21 protein-coding genes are annotated in these 22,443 nt (G+C 43.0%); 15 read left to right on the top strand and 6 right to left on the bottom strand.

Features of this window, described 5'->3' with window-relative positions; genetic code table 11:
• Positions 1–70: 70 nt before the first annotated feature.
• Positions 71–559: an ureidoglycolate lyase gene (locus LI112_RS02040; RefSeq protein WP_005423346.1), complete on the top strand. Its 489-nt coding sequence runs from the start codon at positions 71–73 to the stop codon at positions 557–559.
• Between the two features lie 109 nt (positions 560–668).
• Here LI112_RS02040 and LI112_RS02035 read toward each other — a convergent pair whose 3' ends face one another.
• The 3 genes from LI112_RS02035 to LI112_RS02025 all read right to left on the bottom strand — a co-directional run bounded on the left by LI112_RS02035 (position 669) and on the right by LI112_RS02025 (position 4,897).
• On the bottom strand, positions 669–2,069 hold the full coding sequence (locus LI112_RS02035) for a sodium-dependent transporter (protein WP_227190160.1): 1,401 nt from the start codon (positions 2,067–2,069) through the stop codon (positions 669–671).
• 129 nt (positions 2,070–2,198) lie between these two features.
• A complete protein-coding gene (locus LI112_RS02030) occupies positions 2,199–3,329 on the bottom strand; it encodes a YibE/F family protein (RefSeq protein ID WP_227190159.1) in 1,131 nt (376 codons plus the stop codon).
• 2 nt (positions 3,330–3,331) lie between these two features.
• A complete protein-coding gene (locus LI112_RS02025) occupies positions 3,332–4,897 on the bottom strand; it encodes a metallophosphoesterase family protein (protein WP_227190158.1) in 1,566 nt (521 codons plus the stop codon).
• A gap of 436 nt (positions 4,898–5,333) precedes the next feature.
• On the opposite strand from LI112_RS02025, the gene LI112_RS02020 reads away from it, so the two are divergent.
• From LI112_RS02020 to LI112_RS02005, 4 genes are all read left to right on the top strand, one after another.
• Positions 5,334–6,038, top strand: a complete 705-nt coding sequence (locus LI112_RS02020; RefSeq protein ID WP_227190157.1) for a YjjG family noncanonical pyrimidine nucleotidase — start codon at positions 5,334–5,336, stop codon at positions 6,036–6,038.
• 94 nt (positions 6,039–6,132) lie between these two features.
• On the top strand, positions 6,133–7,491 hold the full coding sequence (locus tag LI112_RS02015) for an MATE family efflux transporter (protein WP_227190156.1): 1,359 nt from the start codon (positions 6,133–6,135) through the stop codon (positions 7,489–7,491).
• 26 nt (positions 7,492–7,517) lie between these two features.
• Entirely contained in the window at positions 7,518–7,940 is a 423-nt protein-coding gene (locus tag LI112_RS02010; RefSeq protein WP_227190155.1) for an SseB family protein, read from the top strand.
• A gap of 61 nt (positions 7,941–8,001) precedes the next feature.
• Complete coding sequence (locus tag LI112_RS02005) at positions 8,002–8,460, top strand: ferritin-like domain-containing protein (RefSeq protein WP_195967228.1); 459 nt, start codon at positions 8,002–8,004, stop codon at positions 8,458–8,460.
• 79 nt (positions 8,461–8,539) lie between these two features.
• Here the strand turns inward: LI112_RS02005 and LI112_RS02000 are convergent, their stop codons facing one another.
• Positions 8,540–9,499 (bottom strand): aldo/keto reductase, encoded by a 960-nt coding sequence (locus LI112_RS02000; protein WP_227190154.1) that lies wholly within the window; start codon positions 9,497–9,499, stop codon positions 8,540–8,542.
• A 239-nt stretch (positions 9,500–9,738) separates the two neighbouring features.
• On the opposite strand from LI112_RS02000, the gene LI112_RS01995 reads away from it, so the two are divergent.
• The 6 genes from LI112_RS01995 (at position 9,739) to LI112_RS01970 (ending at position 15,581) form a co-directional block, all read left to right on the top strand.
• The gene (locus tag LI112_RS01995) at positions 9,739–10,602 is read left to right on the top strand and encodes a substrate-binding domain-containing protein (RefSeq protein WP_055065853.1); all 864 of its coding nucleotides are present in this window, start codon (positions 9,739–9,741) and stop codon (positions 10,600–10,602) included.
• Positions 10,603–10,732: 130 nt separating this feature from the next.
• Positions 10,733–11,590, top strand: a complete 858-nt coding sequence (pstC, locus tag LI112_RS01990; RefSeq protein WP_055065936.1) for a phosphate ABC transporter permease subunit PstC — start codon at positions 10,733–10,735, stop codon at positions 11,588–11,590.
• 19 nt (positions 11,591–11,609) lie between these two features.
• Positions 11,610–12,485 (top strand): phosphate ABC transporter permease PstA, encoded by an 876-nt coding sequence (pstA, locus tag LI112_RS01985; protein ID WP_117591916.1) that lies wholly within the window; start codon positions 11,610–11,612, stop codon positions 12,483–12,485.
• A 6-nt stretch (positions 12,486–12,491) separates the two neighbouring features.
• The gene (pstB, locus tag LI112_RS01980) at positions 12,492–13,250 is read left to right on the top strand and encodes a phosphate ABC transporter ATP-binding protein PstB (RefSeq protein WP_055055429.1); all 759 of its coding nucleotides are present in this window, start codon (positions 12,492–12,494) and stop codon (positions 13,248–13,250) included.
• 2 nt (positions 13,251–13,252) lie between these two features.
• On the top strand, positions 13,253–13,909 hold the full coding sequence (phoU, locus tag LI112_RS01975) for a phosphate signaling complex protein PhoU (RefSeq protein WP_055055428.1): 657 nt from the start codon (positions 13,253–13,255) through the stop codon (positions 13,907–13,909).
• 1 nt (position 13,910) lies between these two features.
• Positions 13,911–15,581, top strand: a complete 1,671-nt coding sequence (locus LI112_RS01970; protein WP_319638610.1) for an ATP-binding protein — start codon at positions 13,911–13,913, stop codon at positions 15,579–15,581.
• 51 nt (positions 15,582–15,632) lie between these two features.
• Here LI112_RS01970 and LI112_RS01965 read toward each other — a convergent pair whose 3' ends face one another.
• Positions 15,633–15,821 carry a hypothetical protein gene (locus LI112_RS01965; RefSeq protein ID WP_044926280.1) on the bottom strand — a complete coding sequence of 63 codons (189 nt, stop codon included), beginning with the start codon at positions 15,819–15,821 and terminating at the stop codon, positions 15,633–15,635.
• 149 nt (positions 15,822–15,970) lie between these two features.
• The gene (locus LI112_RS01960) at positions 15,971–16,831 is read right to left on the bottom strand and encodes a class I SAM-dependent methyltransferase (RefSeq protein WP_022388300.1); all 861 of its coding nucleotides are present in this window, start codon (positions 16,829–16,831) and stop codon (positions 15,971–15,973) included.
• Between the two features lie 231 nt (positions 16,832–17,062).
• On the opposite strand from LI112_RS01960, the gene LI112_RS01955 reads away from it, so the two are divergent.
• The 4 genes from LI112_RS01955 to murF all read left to right on the top strand — a co-directional run bounded on the left by LI112_RS01955 (position 17,063) and on the right by murF (position 22,329).
• Positions 17,063–18,352, top strand: coding sequence for an aminotransferase (locus tag LI112_RS01955; protein ID WP_055055426.1), 1,290 nt, complete (start codon positions 17,063–17,065; stop codon positions 18,350–18,352).
• Positions 18,353–18,384: 32 nt separating this feature from the next.
• Positions 18,385–19,791: a peptidoglycan binding domain-containing protein gene (locus LI112_RS01950; protein WP_005428484.1), complete on the top strand. Its 1,407-nt coding sequence runs from the start codon at positions 18,385–18,387 to the stop codon at positions 19,789–19,791.
• Between the two features lie 81 nt (positions 19,792–19,872).
• Positions 19,873–20,907 (top strand): D-alanine--D-alanine ligase, encoded by a 1,035-nt coding sequence (locus LI112_RS01945; RefSeq protein WP_055055425.1) that lies wholly within the window; start codon positions 19,873–19,875, stop codon positions 20,905–20,907.
• Positions 20,908–20,958: 51 nt separating this feature from the next.
• Entirely contained in the window at positions 20,959–22,329 is a 1,371-nt protein-coding gene (gene murF, locus LI112_RS01940) for a UDP-N-acetylmuramoyl-tripeptide--D-alanyl-D-alanine ligase (protein WP_005428478.1), read from the top strand.
• Positions 22,330–22,443 lie beyond the last annotated feature (114 nt).

The raw sequence follows: 22,443 nt of genomic DNA, 5'->3' as shown, positions 1-22,443 counted from the left end.
AGGCGGTTATGGTATACTGAGTCTAGCAAAATTTTAATGGGGTTTTTATCAAAAAGAGGAGGTTTTTACAATGAGAGAAGTAAAAGCGATCAAGATCAACGTAGCAGATTTTGCTCCATATGGAACATTCTGCAACATGACAGAGCCGGAAGGCTATCCATTACAGGGAGAAATCCATAAGTTCTATCCGGATCGTATTTCCGGAACTAGTATGGGAAGTATTGCATTTTCTCCAATTGCAGTTCGCAAAGATGAGAGGATTATCAAAGCAGCGGAATATCATACAACGACATGGGAAGGAATTGTAGCACTGGATGATGATATGATCATTCATGTAGCACCAGCATCCGGCGGTGTACCGGTTCCGGAACTTGCCAAGGCATTTATCGTACCGAAGGGATGCATGGTCAAGATTAATGCAGCAATCTGGCATCTCTGTCCACTTCCGCTGAATAATGAGGAGCTTCATGCAATGATTATTCTTCCGGAATGCACCTATGCGAATGACTGTACCGTCGTTGATTTCGAAGAAAAAGACTGGTTCAAGATTACCGTATAAGTATAAAAATATATACTAAAAACTCCTCCAGACGAGCTGTTTCCCTAAAGAAAGCAACCGGTATGGAGGAGTTTTATTTAGTGTCAGAGCATTTTGGGGACATTCAATATTAGAAGACCAGATCTGCAAATCCGGTAGATACCAGGAACAGGATCAGCATAACGATCGGTACCACATATCGAATCATAAAGCGATAAAGACCGGCACGTTTGAAGTGTTCGCCATTGCGTTCTACTTCGCCTATGATCCAGTCCGGACCAATTACCCATCCGATCAGAATACTGGTCAGAAGAGAGATAAACGGCATCAGGAAACTGTTACTGATATAGTCCATGACATCCAGAAGCTGCCCGACAGACCCATTTGGAAGTTTCAGTTCAAAGTACAGCTTGTTATATCCAAGGCAGATTACTACAGCTGTGATCAGAGAATAGATACCGACAGCCCCACACATTTTTTTACGTGGTTTGTGATAAAGTTCCATGCAGTTGGCAACCAGAGTTTCCATAACGGAGACGCAGGAGGTAAGTGCAGCAAATCCCATCATCAGAAAGAAAGCAATTGCTACAGGTTGTCCCAGAACACCCATTGCATCAAATACTTTGGGTAATGAAATGAAGATAAGGCTTGGTCCGGAAGCCATGCCATCTGTGCCAAGAAATACAAATACAGCCGGGATGATCATCATTCCTGCAAGGAAAGCAACGCCGGTATCAAAAATTTCAATCTGGTTTGTTGCTTTGTTCAGATTGACTTCATTTTTTACATAAGAACCGTAGGTGATCATGATTCCCATGGAAACGCTTAAGGAGAAAAAAAGCTGGCTCATTGCATCCAGAAGAATTTCCAGGAAACGCTTCACAGTGAGCCCACTGAAATCTGGCTTTACATAAAAAGCAAGTCCCTCCATACCGGTACGGACAGTTCCGTCTGCATCGGTATGTGTCAGTGTCAGTGAGAAAATCGCGATGACCAGGATCAGAAGAATCAGTCCTGGCATGATGATCTTGGAAAATTTTTCGATTCCTTTTTCTACACCGCGATATACGATCCATGCGGTCAGTGCAAGAAAGACCAGCATAAATACGATCGGTGCAATATCTGATGTGATGAAAGCTGTAAAATATCCATCAGTCGCAGCATCTTTTCCATCAGATATAATATAGGTAACAAAGTATTTCGTGATCCAGCCACCAATGACAGAGTAATAGGTCATGATCAGTGTTGGAACTAGAAATGTCAGTTTACCAAGAAATTTCCATTTCGGATTGAGTGCTTCAAAAGCCCTGAGCGCATTTTTCTTTGTTTTTCGACCGATTGCAACATCTGTTGTCAGCAACACAAATCCGAAGGTCAGTACCAGTACCAGATAGATCAGCAGGAATAATCCACCGCCGTCTTTGGCACAGAGATATGGAAATCTCCAGATATTTCCGACACCTACGGCACTCCCGGCAGCTGCCAGAACGAAGCCGATCGATCCGGAAAAACTACTTCCTTTTTCTTTCATTTTCAATTTCCCCTCTACATAAAGTTTAATTAAGGGTCAGAAAATATCTGACCCAATGTCTTTATTCTAACGCAAATAAGTATGTGTGTAAATGGTAGAAGTAGAGAGTTTTTTAATATGGAAAAATAATTATCCCTGAGAAGCAGCTCCATTTTTATGAAACAGAACTGTACAGATCAGAACCGTCAGCGGGACAGAAAGCACGATTCCGAAGCTGCCTGCAAGTCCCTGCATGATCGCGATACCGATGTTATTAGAATTGATGATCTGCTGATAGGGAAGGTCATAGGCATAATCCAGAAGAAGTGTGCTGACGCTGCTTCCGGCAAATGCAAGGATCAGAGTATTGCTGTCTGTGCCCATCATATCTCTTCCGACACGCATGCCTGCTTTGAACAGTTCTTTTCGGCTTAGGGCGGTGTTCTGTTTGTAAATCTCATCAATGGCACTGCTGATTGACATTGCGACATCCATAACGGCTCCGAGACATGAAATCAGAAGTCCAGAGAAAAGAAGGCCACCTACCTGGATACGGTTGGTATTCCACAGAGTCATAAGTGTCTCGATATCAGATACATTGTAACCGGAAATCCCGGATGCTTTGCTGAAGCACCATGCGGAAAGACCGGCCAGAACAACGCCTGCCAGTGTGCCAAGTGTCGCTGCACAGGTCTTTTTTGTAGGACCACCGATGAGATACATGGTGACCAGCGTGGTGAGAAAACAGATAAAAACAGCGGCCCAGAACGGTGAAAAACGCAGATATACAAGTGGAAGGTAGACAAAGATCACACAGAAAAAGGTGAAGATCAGTCCAAGGCATCCTTTGATTCCCTGTTTTCCTCCAATGATACATAAGGCGAGAAGATAGAACAGAGCGAAAACGAAAATAACCCATTCACGATCCTGAGAGTAAACGCTTGCGATTGTGGTCTCACCGGCAATACTCTGCATGACGATAACTTTCATTCCAACTTTGCAGGCGGCACCAAAGAGATATCCGGAACTGCTGGTGATATCAAGCTCTTTTCCTTTTCGTGCGCCGGTGAGCATTTTTACACGCACTTTCTGCTCACCGACACGAGTTCCATTGGAATCAAGGTTGTCCTCGAGGATTTCTGTGACTTCTGCTTTTTCAAATGTCTGACCTGTCCGGACGACCAGTTCTGTTTTTTCAACCTGATTAAGCTTGAAGACAAAAACTGCGAACACACAGACAAATAGTAAATAAATAAGATATCGGACTACTTTTTTACTCATTGTTATTTCTCGGCTGTTTTCTGGATTGTAAAGGTATCATCAATAGCTTCTGCTTTGCCGTCATCAGTGATCTGGTAGGTATCAATGGAGAAGGAATCCGCAGTCATTGTGATCACGGAGTAGCTTGGAAGCCAATTCTGGCTGCGGGCTGCGATGTAATCCTGCTGAGTGGAAAGCAGTTCATAATATTTGGAACCGGAAGCGGAGTTCGCTGTCATATAGAGGATTCCCTGTGGATCTGTAACAGTATTTCCGTTTACATCCTCGATGGTGTAGCAGTTGTTGTCTTCATGGAATGCATCCAGAGCCGCTTCGGCATCAGTATCTCCTTCTTCAGGAGAGAGTGTGATCTGATCACCGGTATCTACGTTTGTAGCGTGATCCCAGTCGTAATCTGTACCGTCGGCATTCAGACTGAACTCATATTTTTCATGTGTCTGTCCATCACCGTAGAGCATTTTGGAACGGCTGTAAGTATGGTCATGACCCTGAAGAACAACGTCGATATCATTTGCATCGAATACAGGAGTAAGCTGAGTACGGAGAATCATACCATCTGTATCAGAATGGTCAAGTCCGGAACCGTAAATATCCTGATGGATGGTTACGATACGCCATTTTGCATCCGGATAAGCTTTTACAGCCTCTTCAACGGTGTTCTGATGTTCTGCTACATTGTAGTTGTTGGTGTTCAGAACAATGAAAAGTCCTTCGCCATAGCTGTAATAGTAGTCACCGCCGGCAGCAGTTTTACCGTTTTCAGTATTATTAGGGTTATTGAAATGATAGGAATAATCAGGATTCAGGGAATCATGGTTACCGATTGTTGTTGCTACAGGAAGAGATTTCAAGGCATCTGCACTCAGGTAGGAAGCATATTCTTCTTCTTTTGCTTCACCTGTTTTGTTTACCTGGTCACCCGCAGAGATAACGAAGTTCACATCCGGATTTTCGGAAAGTGCAGTATTCAGAGTACGATTCCAGGAAAAACCATCGTTTTTAGCAGCAGTATTGGCAGCACCGGATTCATTTGTCAGTTCTGCACCGTTCTGAGTCTGGCCTTTGGAAGCACCAATCTGTGGGTCACCGACATAGAGCATTTTTACGGTATCTGTTTTCTGAGTTTTATATTCGCATACGTCTGTCTGCTGACCACCTTTTTCTACTGTATAATAGTAGGTTGTTTCTGGTTCAAGGCCAGTTACAGTTACGTGATTATATTCATAGGCTTTGTCACCGGTAAGCTCCTGATCTACATCACCGGCAGTACCTTCAAATGTTTCAAGATTATCTTTATCAGTTCCAAAATGTACAACAGGAGTAGCGGCGCTGTCACCTTTTTCGCTATACCATGCAAAGTTGAGCTGTGTATCATCTGCACCTGGTGTAAGAGAAACTTTTGTAAAATCAGCGGCTGTATCTGTCCAGTTTGCATCCCAGTCAGACCAGCCGGAGTCAGCACCGGTAACGCTGCTGTCTGTGTAGTGGTCAGTGGAAGCATAAACAGAAGGACATACAGTTGCAATAGAGCAGAGAGTTAAAAAACCGACGATTAATTTTCTTTTCATAATAATTATAAACTCCTTTAAATTAAGAGAAATATGGTAAGTTGAACTGAAAGGATACACAGGCCTGATTGTTTGTCCTCAGTTGACGATGTGAAGTATAACACTTGAATTTTCAGAAAACAATAGCATTTACGGAGGTTTGATAGACATTTTGCAGAATCTTAAAAATACTTCATCTTTTATTATTTTAGGTGGTAAAGGAAAAGAAATTCTCCGGCACATTCAGTGGAATCGTAAACAATAATTGTGAATACAGACAATATATGGCATAATAAATATAATGTTAATTGTAGATCTTTGGAAGAAAAGCAGGTGATCAAGTGGTTAACAAAGAGTTTTTTGGTGAAGCAAGAATGTAGAATTCAAAAGGGAGATTCCGACTAAACGTGAAAAGTTTTTGAAAGATATCATAAAAAAAGTTAAAGGATACCACAATATGAATGACAAGATAAAAGTCCTTTTTCTGGACATTGACAATACGCTTCTGGACTTTGATGCGGCTGCAGCCTGGGCAATGGAGCAGTGCTTTCAGAAAGCGGGACTGGAATATAAATCAGAAATGTTTGCTGCTTTTACAGAGGAAAATAATAAGATCTGGCAGCGTATCGAACGCAAAGAACTGACGATGGACGACCTGTTTTATGTGCGCTGGCAGGCAGTCCTTGGGCATCTTGGATTGGAGGCAGACGGTGTCGAAATGGAAAAAGAATTCCGCGTACTTCTTAACTTAAGTGCTGTACCAGTTGAGGGGGCAGAAGAAATTCTTACATATTTGAAACAGCAAAAGTACTGTCTGTGTGCGGCAAGCAATGGACCATATGACCAACAGATCAATCGCCTCAAAAAAGCAGACATGTTGAAATATTTTACACATTGCTTTGTATCTGAGAAAATCGGAGCAGATAAACCAAGTCAAAGGTTCTTTGACGGCTGTTTGAAAGAACTTCCGGGAGTACGACTGGAGGAATGTATGATGATCGGAGATTCCCTGACCGCAGATATTACCGGTGGCAGGGCGTATGGAATGTCCACCTGCTGGTATGTACCTTCGGTGGAAAAGTATAGAGAAGAAAAATCGAAAAGTGGAAAACAGGCGGACTACATCATTCATGATTTACTGGAATTAAAGAAGATCCTGTAGTAGTTCAAATTGACATGAGAGCACTGGGGACTTATAATTTATCAGTCAGAAAAGTTATCTGAGAATGAAAGAATTACATATAGAAGGTGAAAAAATGTCAACGTCTATGACAAAAGGCAGTCCGCTGAAACTGATGCTCCAGTTTGCGCTGCCATTGCTGATGGGGAATCTCCTTCAGCAGACCTATAATATCATTGATGCAGCAATCGTAGGTCAGATCCTTGGTGCAGATGCACTGGCAAGTGTCGGATCCAGCAGTAGTGTACAGTTTCTGGTATTAGGTTTCTGTATTGGATGCTGTGCCGGCTTTGGCGTTCCGGTTGCCAAATATTTTGGCGCCGGGGATCACCGTACTATGCAAAATTACATATTTAATGGCGCGGTGCTTACAGCAATTATTGCGGCAATCCTTATGATCGCCTGCTCATTATCCTGTGGACGGATCCTGCATCTGCTTTCTGTTCCGGATGATATTTTTGGAAATGCGTATGCGTATCTTATTGTAATTTTTATCGGAATACCATTTACATTGCTGTACAATTATCTGTCCAGCATTCTGCGTTCTGTAGGCGATAGTCGGACACCTTTCATGTTCCTTGGTTTTTCTGCAGTTTTGAATATCTTTCTGGATCTGTTCTGTATTATCGTTTTGAAATGGGGATGTATGGGAGCTGCGATCGCTACGATCATCGCACAGGCGGTCAGTGGAATTCTCTGTTTCTTCTATATAAAAAGAAAGATGCAGCTTCTCCGTTTGGAGAGAGAAAATATGATCATACAAAAAAGAGCTGTAGGAGAACTTCTTGGCATGGGACTCCCGATGGGATTTCAATTCTCGATCACAGCAATCGGAAGCATGGTCATGCAGGCAGCGAACAATGGCCTTGGAAGTATTTATGTTTCTGCTTTTACAGCGGGTATGCGTATTAAGCAGTTCCTTCTGTGTCCATTTGATGCGATTGGAACGGCCGCTTCTGTTTTCTGCAGTCAGAATCTGGGTGCATGTCAGCCGGAGCGAATCAAAAAAGGTGCACTTGAGGCAACGATCACAGGATGTATTTACGGAGTTACTGCAGGACTGATTCTGATTTTCTTCGGAAGACCGCTTTCCATGATCTTCCTGAGCAAAAATGCAACGACCGTTCTGGATGCTTCAGCCAAATATCTGAGATGTCTTGGATTTTTCTTCGGAATTCTTGGAATCCTTAATGTGTGCAGAATGGTGACGCAGGGGCTGGGATATTCTGGAAGAGCTGTTTTCTCAGGTGTTATGGAAATGATCGGACGAGTAATTGTAAGTGTTGGATTTGTAGGAACATTTGGCTATACAGCAATCTGTTTTGCAGATCAGGCTGCATGGATAGCAGCCAGCTGTTATATTGGACCAACCTGTATCTGGTGTATTCGTCAATCCATTAAATTACTTGAGGGAAAAACAGGCACAAAATCCTGAAAAACAAATAAGAGGTAGATATGATCATGAAAGATTACAAAACAGATGAGGGCCTTCAGGGCAATGAAAAAATAGAAGAGGCAATTGCAGGACTGCAGCATGAGGCAACACAGGAAATGCTGGCACATACGCTGACGGTTATCCGCAGACGTATGAAAGAAGACGGCCAGTTCATTATTTCCGTGGAGCCGCCAAAAGGTGATGGTCAGATCTGTCTGGAGGCAATCAGGACGGAAGATGGAAAGAACTGGTGGTCAGCATTCACCAGCTTTGAGGAAGAACTTAAAGGTGGCGGAAGTGTTAAGTCCACATTCCTGACAGATATTCGGAAACTATTTGAACTGATCCTACAGACAGATGAGATTGAAGGCGTGATCCTTAATCCATGGAATCGTACGATCATGTTGGATAAGTATCTGATTGAGATTATTTTGGGAAAAACTGCATAAAATTTTCCACATGACAGATACTATCATCGTATTGCAAAATGAAAGAGAGGAAGCAGGTACGATGATATTAAAAGAAAAAGAACGTACAACGATCGAAGACTTACAGACACAGGAAAAAAGCTGTATTGAGAAATATGGAAGATATGCGCAGCAGGCAAAAGATCCTGAATTGAAAAATCTTTTTCAGACATTACAGCAGAAAGAGAGAGAACATTATGATTCCCTCGACCGTGTACTGAGAGGAGAAGTCCCTCAGTGTAACTGCAACGACAGTGACGGACGAGATTATCAGCCAAAAGCAACCTACACGGCAATGAGTTCTCCGGAGGATAAACAGCAGGATGCTTTTCTGGCAACAGATTGTATTGCGACGGAAAAACTGGTATCGGGAGAATACAACTCAGAAGTATTTGCATTTGGTGACAGTGGTGTTCGTAAACTGCTTGCTGATATTCAGGTAGAAGAACAGAATCACGCAGAAATGCTGTACAAGTACAAAATGGTAAACAATATGGCATAAAATCAGAGAGACTATGACTCAGAACAATGAGTCACAGTCTCTTTTTGCATATAGATCCGAGCTGTTAATATAAGAAAAATCAGTCTGCATAATATTCTTTAAGGAAAGGAATGGAGAAAGTTTCCATTGCATCCTTAAGGTCTTCTATATTTCTAGGTCCATAAAGTGGCAGACAGGTGAAATCACGGCAGGTCAGATAGCCGAGAATCGCCTGCGTAAGAGAAATCTGGTATTCTTCCATTAGCCCGTGAAGGCCCTCTGCAATCTTGAGGTTTTCAGGAGTGTAGTATTCAGAATTTCTGACAGCATCAGCACCGCCGGCATATAATTTGTGGAAAAATCCACTGGCTACAGACATATATGGCATGGCCAGATTCTGTGGATTTTCTATATGATATTGCTGCATTTCTTGATCCATGATCTTCAATGTATCGTCTTCAAGAGGTTTCATGGAAGCAGAAGCAATATTAAACAGAGCTTCATTTGCGACAAAACCACGGTATCCTTTGGATGCTGCATAAGCATCGGCTTCTTTCATACGTGCAGTACTCCAGTTGGAGCATGCATAATAGCGAATCTTACCTTCTTTTCGAAATTCTTCCATAACTTCAATTAGTTCGCTGGCAGGAATCGCCTCATTATCTCTGTGATAAAAATAAACATCAATATAATCAGTACCAAGCGCGCGGAGAGAAAGTTCCAGATCGTGACGCATATTTTCTGCTGAAATCCGAGAAGCATGCATGTCCGGAACGGCAGGTGTCATATCCGGATGTCCGCCTTTGGAGACAAGAATAATGTCATGACGTTTCCCGCTTTCGCGAAGCCACTGTCCAAGTACACGTTCACTGCGGCCGATTTCAGAAGGAATCCAGTCGGCATATACGCGGGCAGTGTCATAAACGGTTCCGCCCATATCCAGAAAAGCATCAAAAATTCTGAAAGCATCCTCTCCATCCCATTTGATACCGGCATTTACGCAGCCCATTCCCATTGGAGAAAGCTCAAGGTCTGTGTTTTTAATCGTTATTTTCTTCATACTATATCCCTTTCCTGTTATGTGATACGAAAAAGAATCTGTTACGGTGCACATAGCAATCTTAATATAAGTTTATTATAACTATCTTTTAGATACAGGTCAAAGTTTTTTGAAAAATCATTTTTACAAAGATTTTACACGCATGTGATTATGCATTTTACTTTTCTCCCATATAATTGCAATTGTCAATGAGAAATATAAAAATTAAATAAAGCAAAATAAAGAGGAGATTTATCATTATGAAGAAAAAAGTTTTAGCAATCGTTACAGCAGCACTTATTGGAACAACCGCATTCGCAGCAACTGCAAGCGCAGCAAGCGGAACCATTGATGTTATATCCCGTGAAGATGGATCCGGAACAAGAGGAGCATTCATTGAACTGTTTGGAATCGAAGAGAAACAGGGAGATGAAAAAGTAGATATGACAACAGAAGATGCAAGCATTACAAACAGCACATCTGTTATGATGACAACAGTAGCTGGTGATGAGAATGCAATCGGATACATCTCACTTGGTTCTCTGAATGATACAGTAAAAGCAGTTAAGATCGATGGTGCTGAGGCATCAGCAGAAAATGTAGCAAACGATACATACAAAGTATCCCGTCCATTCAACATCATTACAACTGACAAACTCAGCGATGCAGCACAGGATTTTGAAAACTACATCATGAGTGCAGATGGACAGCAGATCGTTGAAGACAATGGATACATTAAAGTAGCAGATGATGCAAAAGCTTACGAGCAGAGCGATGCAGAAGGTAAAGTTGTAGTAGCTGGTTCTTCTTCTGTAACACCGGTTATGGAAAAACTGAAAGAAGCATATGAGAAAGCAAATGGCGGTAAGATCACTGTAGAAGTACAGCAGAGCGATTCCACAACAGGTATCACATCCGCAGCAGAAGGTATCTGTGATATTGGTATGGCATCCCGTGAACTGAAAGACGAAGAAACAAAAGAAAACCTTACAGCTACTGAGATTGCAAGAGATGGTATTGCAGTAGTAGTAAACAATGACAATGACATTGATGAACTGACAAGTGACCAGGTAAAAGCAATCTTCACAGGTGAAACAACAGATTGGGAAGACCTTGCGAAATAAGTAAGACCGATAGATATAGACTTAAGCAGGAAGCCCGGATTTCCGGGCTTCGTGTATGTCTGGTATTGTATATCAAAAGAAACACCAGTGGTGTTATCTGATGATGAGTATAAGAGAGGAAGAGTCCTGTATGAATAGATTTAAAGAACAGGCCATGAAAATTGTTTTTATGGTGGCTGCCTGTGCTTCAGTCTTGGCAGTATTTCTGATATGTTTGTTCCTTTTTGCCAATGGAATCCCGGCAATTGCCAAAATTGGACCGCTGAAATTTCTTCTTGGAACGGTATGGAAACCGTCTAATGACAAATTTGGAATTTTTCCAATGATCATTGCCAGTATTTATGTAACAGGTGGAGCGATTCTGGTTGGAGTTCCGATCGCCTTATTTACTTCAGTATTTATGGCTCGCTATTGTCCGAAAAAAATCTATCGTCCACTGAAATCCGGAATTGAGCTGATGGCAGGTGTTCCTTCTATCGTATATGGATTTTTCGGACTGGTACTTATGGTTCCACTGATCAGAAACACATTTGGCGGAACCGGAACCAGCTGGATGGCGGCATCCCTCCTTCTGGGAATCATGATCCTGCCGACGATCATCGGACCTACAGAATCTGCACTTCGCAGTGTATCGGAAAGTTATTATGAAGGTTCGCTTGCACTGGGAGCAACAAAAGAAAGAAGTATTTTTGTGGTTATGCTTCCGGCAGCAAAATCCGGAATTCTGGCAGCAGTCGTTCTTGGTATTGGACGTGCGATCGGTGAAACCATGGCGGTGATCATGGTAGCCGGGAACCAGGCAAGAATGCCAGCCGGACTGCTCAAAGGTCTTCGTACCATGACTGCGAATATCGTAACTGAGATGGGATATGCAACAGGTCTTCACAGAGAAGCACTGATTGCAACAGGAGTTGTACTTTTCGTATTCATCCTGATCATCAACCTGAGTCTTTCTTTACTGAACAGGAGGTCAGAGAATGCAAACTAACGCAGCAGTAGCAGAACCGATGGTGGAAAAAATGAAAAAAAGAAATGAAACATCAGCCGCAGATCGCATTCGGTCTTATCTGCGTCATCCAGGATCAGGTGTACTTGCACTTCTTACGATTGGTGCAGCAGTTGTTACGTTTGCAGTCCTGATTTTCCTGGTGGCTTATATTCTGGTGAAGGGTATTCCATATCTGACACCAAGTTTATTCAGTCTGGAATATACGTCAGAGAATGTTTCTCTGATGCCATCACTGATCAACACTTTTATTATGACAGCTTTGTCGCTGGTAATTGCAGCACCACTTGGAATCTTTGCTGCGATCTACCTTGTAGAATATGCAAAAAAAGGAAATAAACTGGTACAGGTGATTCGTATTACAGCAGAAACACTTTCTGGTATTCCTTCAATCGTATATGGCCTGTTTGGTATGCTGTTCTTTGTAACAGCACTTCATTGGGGAATGTCTCTTCTGGCAGGTGCATGTACACTTGTTATCATGGTTCTTCCTTTGATCATGAGAACCGCTGAAGAAGCATTAAAGGCAGTTCCGGATTCTTACAGAGAAGCAAGTTTCGGACTTGGGGCCGGTAAGCTGCGTACAATCTTTACTATCGTACTTCCATCAGCAGTTCCTGGAATCCTGGCAGGAATCATCCTTGCAATCGGACGTATCATTGGAGAAACGGCAGCACTTCTCTATACATCAGGAACAGTTGCTCAGGTTCCGAATCTGATGGGATCCGGCCGTACACTGGCTCTTCATATGTATGTACTTTCCAGTGAAGGTCTTCATATGAATCAGGCATCTGCTACCGCAGTTGTAATTCTTTTATTTGTATTAATTATCAACGGTTTGTCCGGTATGGTGGCAAAACGTATCGCGAAAGGATAACAGAACATGAGTGATAATATCAAACTTTCAATTGAAGATATGAATCTTTTTTACGGAAATTTTCATGCACTGCATGACATCAATATGCATATTCCAGAAAAAGAGATTACCGCTTTTATCGGACCAAGTGGATGTGGAAAATCTACACTTCTGAAGTCTCTGAACCGTATGAATGACCTTGTAGAAGGCTGTAAGATCACCGGTAAAGTAGAACTTGACGGAGAAGATATTTATGGAGAGATGGACGTAAACGTTCTTCGAAAAAGAGTCGGAATGGTATTCCAGAAGCCGAATCCGTTCCCGATGAGTATTTACGATAACGTTGCGTACGGACCGAGAACACATGGTATCCGTTCCAAGGCAAAACTCGATGAGATCGTAGAAAAATCTCTCCGTGATGCTGCCATCTGGGATGAAGTAAAAGACCGATTAAAGAAAAGTGCACTTGGTATGTCTGGCGGACAGCAGCAGAGGCTCTGTATTGCAAGAGCTCTCGCAGTAGAGCCGGAAGTTCTCCTGATGGATGAGCCGACCTCCGCACTTGATCCGATCTCAACCTCCAAGATTGAAGAGCTTGCAATGGAATTAAAAGGAAAATATACGATCGTGATCGTTACGCATAATATGCAGCAGGCGACTCGAATTTCCGATAAAACAGCGTTCTTCCTTCTGGGAGAAGTTGTAGAATTCAGCGATACAGATACTCTGTTTTCCATGCCAAAAGACAAGAGAACAGAGGACTATATTACAGGGAGGTTTGGTTGATTATGGCAACGCATTTCGAACGGCAGCTTGAAGAACTTCATGTACAGATCATTACAATGGGAAGCCTCTGTGAAAAGGTTATTTCACTTTCGAACAGAGCTATCCGCGGTGATAAATGTATCCAGGAAATCTTTGATACTGATAAGGAAATCGACACAAAAGAGCGCGAGATCGAGAACCTCTGTATGCGTATTCTGTTGCATCAGCAGCCGGTTGCAAGAGATCTGAGAGAGGTTTCTGCAGCACTGAAAATGATTTCAGATATGGAAAGAATTGGAGATCAGGCATCGGATATTGCGGATCTTTCCAAGTTCATTGAGGAAAATCATGTGCAGATTCCGGAACTGATCGGCAAGATGGCGGAGATGACAGTCGGCATGGTGACAGAAAGCGTAGATGCTTTTGTCAAGAGAGATCTGGACCTTTGTCGCAAAGTTATTGATGACGATGATCAGGTAGATGATGCATTTAATCAGATCAAAGAGGAGCTGGCAGAGCTTATGTATCAGAATCTGGATGCAAAAGCAGGCCTTGACCTTCTTATGACTGCGAAATATATGGAACGAATCGGAGATCACGCAGTGAATATTGCAGAATGGGTTGAGTATGCAATTACTGGTGTTCACAGAAATAATGAACATCAATTAGGAGGTCATTGATGTGACAAAAAAGATTTTTAAATCAAACATACTGGTAGCTGCGGCTGTACTGATTTTTGGGATTGCATGTGTTATGGCAATCCTTTATCAGCATTTTGGAAAACAGATCAATACTGAGTTGAAAAAAGAAGCAACTTATCTGGTATATGGTGTAGAGGAGAATGGTATAGATTATCTGAAACAGATCAAAGAAAAAGATGACCGTATCACTTATATTGCGGAAGACGGAACGGTTCTCTATGATAATCAGGCCGATGCCGCAACCATGGAAAATCATGGTGACCGTAAGGAGGTTCAGGAAGCACTGAAGACGGGCAGCGGCCATGCGGAACGTATTTCCAAAACCCTGTCGCAGAAAACTTTGTACTATGCATTGCGACTGTCGGATAACAGTGTACTCAGGGTATCCAGTACACAGTATTCTGTCTGGGTACTTCTTATGGAACTGGTACCACCACTTATAGGCATTGCTGTTGTGATGCTGATTCTGGCAGCAATTATATCTGTGCATATGGCAAATAAGATCGTGGAGCCGATCAATAATGTAGATCTGGAGCATCCGGAAGAAAATCAGATTTATGAAGAAGTAGGACCGCTTCTCAGCAAGATTTACAAACAGAACCGACAGATCAAGAGTCAGCTGGAAGCAGCCCGACGGAATCAGGAAGAGTTTGGCATTATTACAGAAAACATGCAGGAAGGTCTTCTTGTTATTGACAGTTACACAATGATTCTTTCGGGCAATTCCAGCGCATGGAAGCTGTTTCAGTTAAAAGATCCAAAGATTGGTGACAGTGTGTACTCTCTGAACAGGAATGAAGATTTCCGTCTTTTGATCGAACAGGTACTGAAGGGACAACATGGAAGTGTTCTGCTTCATATGGGAAGTGAAGCCATTCAGATGATCGCAAACCCGGTAAACAGGGAACACAGAGTTGTGGGTGCGGTCATCCTTCTGATGAATGAAACGGAGAAGGTTGAGCGGGAACAGTTACGCAGAGAATTTTCTGCAAATGTATCTCATGAGCTGAAAACACCTCTGACTTCTATTTCTGGATTTGCAGAGATCATCCAGGACGGACTTGTCAAAGAAGAGGACATCAAGAAGTTTGCAGGCAGAATTTATAACGAAGCACAGCGTCTGATCACGCTGGTAGAAGATACGATCAAGGTTTCGCAGCTGGATGAGGGTGAAAATCCATATGAATGGGAGAAGTTGGATGCGTATACAATAGTGAAGGATGTCTGTGGCCGTCTGAGAGAAGTTGCAGAGAAAAAGAAGGTACATCTCTATATAGACGGTGGCAAAATGATGTTTACGACGGTGCATCCAATTTTGGATGAGGTGATCTATAATCTATGCGACAATGGTATCAAGTATAATAAAGAGGATGGAACGGTAAGTATTCATCTTCGTGATCTGGGAGAAAATGTGGAGATTCGTGTCAAAGACAATGGGATCGGTATTCCGGGTGAAGACCAGAGCAGGGTATTTGAAAGATTTTACCGTGTGGATAAGAGCCATTCCAAGGCAATCGGCGGAACAGGACTGGGTCTTTCTATCGTCAAACACGGTGTGACCTTCCTTGGCGGTACACTGAAGATGGTCAGTGAAATTGGCAAAGGAACCGAGATCACGATGACATTTCCGAAAGAACGAAAGGCAGTTTGAAAGAACAAAAAAGATGCTGACATGCAAAGCATGTCAGCATCTTTTTTGTCGTTAATAACAATAGGCGCCTTCATAGCTGTTGCAGGATTCTTTCTTATGGGAAAGATCCTTGCAGGAACTGCAGTGATCACAGAATTCCTGCTCATAACAGGTGGCGCAGACACAATTCCCACAGTGGCTGCGGTCATAGGCCGGAGTACAGGTGTAGGGAAGAGCATCTTTTTTCGCTTTTTCTTCCATATACGATTCACCTCTCCTGAAGTTACCGTTCGTTTCGTTCACAGTAACTTACTGATACATTTCTGATACTGATATTATATCGCTGTACCTCGGGAGATTCAAGAAAATAATGATAAAAATTATCAAATTTTCAGAAGAATTTGAATACTTTATTTCGCTTCCCAGCGGCCGGAAGCACCGCATGGAAGTACCAGCCCATTGGAAGTTACCGGGAGTCCGATTTCCTGGGAATCGACATGTCCGTCAAATTCTTTCAGCTCTGTAGCCAGCATATAAGTCAGCACAGCCGGAGCAAGTCCTGTAGTATAGGAGTTGATCAGGAAAAACAGCGGATTTGGACTTAAAAGCTTCACACACAGCTTGATGAGCGGATGAATTGCTTCTTCAATCTTCCAGATCTCACCTTTTGGTCCACGTCCGTACGATGGTGGATCCATGATGATCGCATCGTAGTGATTTCCACGGCGGATCTCACGTTCTACAAATTTCACACAATCATCTACCAGCCAGCGGATTGGTGCTTCAGAAAGTCCGGATGCAGCTGCATTTTCTTTGGCCCAGGTAACCATACCCTTGGAAGCGTCTACGTGTGTAACCTGTGCACCGGCAGCGGCAGCAGCCAGAGTTGCACCGCCTGTGTAAGCAAAAAGATTCAGGACTTTGATCGGGCGTCCGGCTTTACGAATTTTATCACCGAACCAGTCCCAGTTGACAGCCTGCTCCGGGAAAAGACCAGTGTGTTTGAAACTGAATGGTTTCAGATGAAAAGTAAGATCCTTGTAATGAAGATCCCACTGCTGTGGGAGATCAAAGAATTCCCATTCGCCGCCGCCCTTTTTGCTTCTGTGGTAGTGAGCATTCATGTTTTTCCATCCACGGCTTATCTTTGGGGTGTCCCAGATCACCTGTGGGTCCGGGCGTACCAGCGTGTATTTTCCCCAGCGTTCAAGTTTTTCACCGCAGGAAGTGTCAATTACTTCGTATTCTTTCCAGTCATTTGCAATCCACATATATGATAACCTTTCTTTGATAACCTGATTTGTATATTCTGCTTATTTAGTATAGGTGAAAGCTCGAAATTGTGCAAGTTTTTTATACGACGGGGACTTGACAATCAGTACTTTACCATACTAAAATATACAGGATAATGATTTAGCATAAAAGCTATATCAGAAAATCCATTATAAGATGAATGAATTTTGCCGGACAGTATTCTGGAAGCGGCACGAGGAGGACGAACAATGCAGAAATACAGTGAGATGAGCAAAGAACAGCTTCAGGCTGTCAAGAAAGAGCTGGATCAGCAGTATGCAGAAATCAAGGCACAGGGACTTGCCCTTGATATGTCACGTGGTAAACCGTCAGTTGATCAGCTGAATATTTCCATGGATATGATGGATGTTCTGTCAAGCAGCACAGACCTGAGATGTGAGACAGGCGTTGACTGTCGTAACTATGGTGTAATGGATGGTATTCCGGAAGCTAAACGTCTTCTCGGAGAAATTTCTGAGGTTGATCCGGAACACATTATTATTTATGGAAACTCCAGCCTGAATGTTATGTTTGATACTGTATCACGTTCCATGACCCACGGTGTTATGGGAAACACTCCATGGTGCAAGCTGGATAAAGTAAAATTTCTCTGTCCGGTTCCAGGATATGATCGTCACTTTAAGATCACAGAGTTCTTCGGAATCGAAATGATCAATGTTCCGATGTCACCGGAAGGACCGGATATGGATATTGTAGAAAAACTGGTAAGTGAAGATCCGGCGATCAAAGGTATCTGGTGTGTACCGAAATATTCCAACCCGCAGGGATACACATATTCCGAAGAGACCGTTAAGCGTTTTGCAAATCTGAAACCGGCAGCACCGGATTTCCGTATTTACTGGGATAATGCTTACAGTGTACATCATCTTTATGATGACGAAAAAGACCAGGATTTCCTTCTTGAAATTTTGGATGAATGCGCAAAAGCCGGAAATCCGGACATGGTTTATAAATTTACATCTACATCCAAGATCAGCTTCCCGGGTTCTGGTATCGCAGCTCTGGCAGCATCTAAGGCAAACCTGGATGATATCCGCAAATACATTACCGTACAGACGATCGGACATGATAAACTGAATCAGCTTCGTCATGTAAAATTCTTCAAGGATCTTGAAGGTGTTCATGCACATATGAGAAAACATGCAGCAATCCTTCGTCCAAAGTTTGAAATGGTAGAGGCTACCCTTGAGAAGGAACTTGGCGGACTTGGAATCGGAGAATGGACAACACCAAAGGGTGGATATTTTATTTCCTTCGAATCCCTGGACGGATGTGCAAAAAAGATCGTAGCAATGGCAAAAGAAGCCGGCGTTGTTATGACTGGAGCAGGAGCTACCTATCCATATGGAAAGGATCCGAAAGACAGCAATATCCGTATTGCACCATCTTTCCCACCGATTGAAGAGCTTGAAAAAGCGGCACAGGTATTTGTCGTTTGCGTTAAACTTGCCAGTGTAGAGAAATTACTGGCTGAATAAAATTTCATATTTCCGAATGTTAAGGAGGCGCCATGGCGGAAAATAACAAGAGTATGGACAAAGGAAGAAAACTACTGATCGGTTTTATTATTGTACTGCTCCTGCTTACCGCAGGCGCCTACTTTTTTGGAGTTTATTATTTTACCGAGCATTTTCTTCCCGGCTCACAGGTGAATGGTTTTAACTGTTCTTATATGACAGAGAAGGAAGCAGAGAACCTGTTGGAACAGAAGACAGGGGTATATGCACTGGCAGTACAGACCAGAGGAAACGGACAGGAAGCAATCACAGCGGATGAAATTCAACTGAAATATACATCTGACGGCAGTGTAAATAAATTGCTTCACAAACAGAATCGTTTTAGCTGGTTTTTAGCATTCAGCCAGCAAATGACTTATGAGCTGCCTTCTTCTGTGTCTTATGATGAAAGCCTGTTTGAACAGAAAACTGCCAGTTTGAAATGTATGCAGGACAATGTAGAGCCGGTGGATGCGTATATAAAGGAAATCGATGATGGATTTGAAGTTGTTCCGGAAATTGAAGGAACAAAAATAGACCGTGATAAACTGATGGAGGACATCAAAAATGCTGTTACTACCGGCAGGACAGTTGCAAATCTAGAAGAAGACGGATGTTACATAAATCCGACCGTGTATGCAGATGATCTGACAAAAGACTGTCAGCAGATGAATGAACTTACGGATGTTGTGGTTACGTATGATTTCAGCGACCGCAAGGAAACAGTAGATCGGTCTGTGATCAAAAACTGGCTGACAAAGGACGAAAATGATGATCTGGTGCTGGATAAGGCGGTTATTGCAGATTATATTTCGGAGCTTGCGAAGAAGTATGACACTGTAGGCACAGAACGAACTTTTTCTACTTATGACAATCAGGAAATTACGGTATCCGGTGGAAATTATGGCTGGGTGATCGACCAGGAAAAAGAAACAGATGCATTATATCAGGATATCATGGACAAAAAGACAGAAGTACGGGAACCTGTTTATGAACAGGAAGCGCAGAGCCGTAATACAAATGATATCGGATATTCCTATATAGAAATTGACCTTACCCGTCAAAGAATGGTATTATATCAGAATGGATCCCCGATTGTGGATACTGGTTTTGCGGCAAGCAGCAGTACGCCGACAGGTGTTTACAGACTGGGTGACAAGCAGGAGGCTGCTTCTGTAGATTTCTGGATGCCTTTTACAGACAAACTTGGCATTTATGGAGATTCCGGTCTGGTCATTACAGGAACGGATGTGTCAGATGAAACTGGGGATTCTGGCGATTTTGGAAGCTCAGAGGAGAGTGTGGATTTTGGCTCCTCAGACAGCTGGATGAGTACAGAAGGCTGTATAGTGCTGCCGGAAGAGCAGGCGCAGACAATTTATCAGAATGTAGATTCTGGATTGCCGGTAGTTATATACTGATACCAGGGGGAAAAGATCTGAATCCATGTGAGCTTGCTCACAAGTGGATGAGTTAGAATATTATGTGAGGATGATGAGAAAATGAAAATTGTTGTATTAGCAGGTGGAACCAGCACAGAAAGGGATGTTTCAATCGTATCTGGAACAGGAATCTGCGGAGCGTTGAGACAGAAAGGACATCAGGCGATTCTGGTAGATGTTTTCTGTGGTCAGGAAGAGGTAGACTGGGAAGATCCGTTCCCGGCAGAATATGATGTGGAAAAAGCAGCAGCTTATATCAGAGGATTTAATCTGCAGATGGCTGAACTGAAAAAAACAAGAAAAAATTTCTTTGGACCGAATGTCATCGATCTTTGTAAAAAAGCAGATTTTGTTTTCCTGGGACTTCATGGAGCCAACGGGGAGGACGGTAAGCTGCAGGGAGCATTTGATCTGATGGGTATTCCATATACCGGAACCGGATATCTGAGCAGTGCCATGGCAATGGATAAAGGTGTGACCAAGGCAATGTTCCAGATGAGAGGTGTTCCGACTCCGGCAGGTAAGGCCATGAAGAAAAAGGACCGTGTGGAAACTCCACAGGAGCTGGGAATGGATTTTCCGGTTGTTGTCAAGACATGCTGCGGTGGTTCCAGTATCGGTGTCTATATTGTTGATAACCAGGAAGACTACACGAAAGCACTGGATGGTGCATTCACTTATGAAAACGAAGTAGTTGTAGAGGAATTTGTAGAAGGTGTTGAATACACAGTTGCTGTTGTGGACGGTAAGGCATATCCGGTCGTTCAGATCGTTCCGGTACAGGGCTTCTATGATTATGAAAATAAATACAAACCAGGTGCAGTAAAAGAAACCTGTCCGGCGCCGATTTCAGAAGAACTGACAAAACGTCTTCAGGAAGCAGCCGTGGATGGTTATCATGCACTGGAGATGGAGAGCTATGCCCGTCTGGATTTCATTGTGACAAAAGATGAAAAAATCTACTGTCTGGAGGCAAATACGCTTCCGGGAATGACACCGACCAGCCTGATCCCGCAGGAAGCAGCGGTTCTGGGTATGGATTATCCGACACTGTGTGAAGAACTGATCAAAGTGTCTCAGAAAAAGTATGCTTAACAGACGAATATGTACCTGAATTGAGGTAACATATCAGGAGAGGAAATCAGAATGAAAAATCTTACTTTGAGAAATCTTACAAAAGTATGTAATGGCATCTGGCATGGTGACAATGCTCTGCTGGATCAGGAGATTTCTGCAATTACTACAGACAGCCGCAAGATTGAGAAAGACTGTCTGTTTGTGCCAATCGTGGGAGAGAGAGTCGATGCACACCGTTTTATTCCGGATGTGATGACGAAGGGAGCGCTTGCAACACTTTCCGAGCGAGAACTGCCGGAGGCTGACTATGCATATATTCAGGTAGATGCTTCTCTTCAGGCAGTTAAAGATATCGCAGAGTTTTATCTGGAACAGCTGCAGATTCCGGTTGTAGGTATTACGGGAAGCGTTGGAAAGACCAGCACCAAAGAAGTGATCGCATCTGTCCTGAAAGAAAAGTACCGCACTCTGAAAACACAGGGAAACTTTAATAATGAGCTCGGACTTCCTCTTACAGTATTCAGACTTCGTGATGAAGATCAGATTGCAGTTCTGGAAATGGGAATCAGTGATTTTGGCGAGATGGCCCGGCTGACAAAGATTGCAAAACCGGATACCTGTGTGATCACAAACATCGGTACCTGTCATCTGGAGAATCTGGGAGACAGAGACGGAGTCCTGAAAGCAAAGACAGAGATATTCCAGTCTATGAAGCCGAATGGACATATCGTTCTGAATGGTGACGATGATAAACTTATTACGGTCCGTGAGTACAATGGTGTGAAGCCGGTATTTTTTGGCTTGAACAGTGAACGTGATGTGTATGCCGATCAGATTGAAAGTAAGGGCTTGAAAGGGGTTGCCTGCCGTATCCATCTGGGAGAGGATGCTTTTGACGTACTCGTTCCGACTCCGGGAATACATATGGTCTACAATGCCCTGGCAGCTGCGGCTGTAGGACGAATTTATGGTCTGACGATCGAAGAGATCAGGAGAGGCATTGAAAGTCTTGAGACGATTCGAGGACGTTTCAAAATGATCGAGACAGATAAGTTCCTGGTCGTAGATGACTGCTACAATGCGAATCCGATGTCCATGAAGGCATCTCTGGATGTGCTTCATGATGGGGAAGGCCGCAGAGTGGCGATCCTTGGGGACATGGGAGAACTTGGCGAAGATGAAGCTGCACTTCACGAGGGTGTAGGCATACATGCAGCAATATGTGGAATTGATGCATGTGTATGTGTAGGAGATCTGGCTGTTCATATAGCAGAAGCGGCGCGCAAAGCGAATCCGGATTTCCCTGTATATTATGAAAAAACAAGAGAATCCCTTCTGGAGCATCTGAATGATTATGTACAGAAAGGCGATACGATTCTTGTAAAAGCTTCTCATTTTATGAAATTTGAAGAAGTCGTAAAAGCGCTGGAAGAAATGTAACGGATAATTTAAAAAAGAAAATTTTTACGCAGGTGAGCCGGAAAGGTGTTACCTGCGTAAATTTTTGGCAGTTAAGAGGGGAGTTTTGCGAGAATTTGACGAACGATTTTTGTT

This window comes from Blautia sp. 210820-DFI.6.14, assembly GCF_020558815.1.
Taxonomy (GTDB): Bacteria; Bacillota; Clostridia; order Lachnospirales; family Lachnospiraceae; genus Blautia_A; species Blautia_A obeum.
The sequence above is the reverse complement of the archived record's forward strand: the minus strand, read 5'-3'. Positions and strand labels throughout refer to the sequence as shown.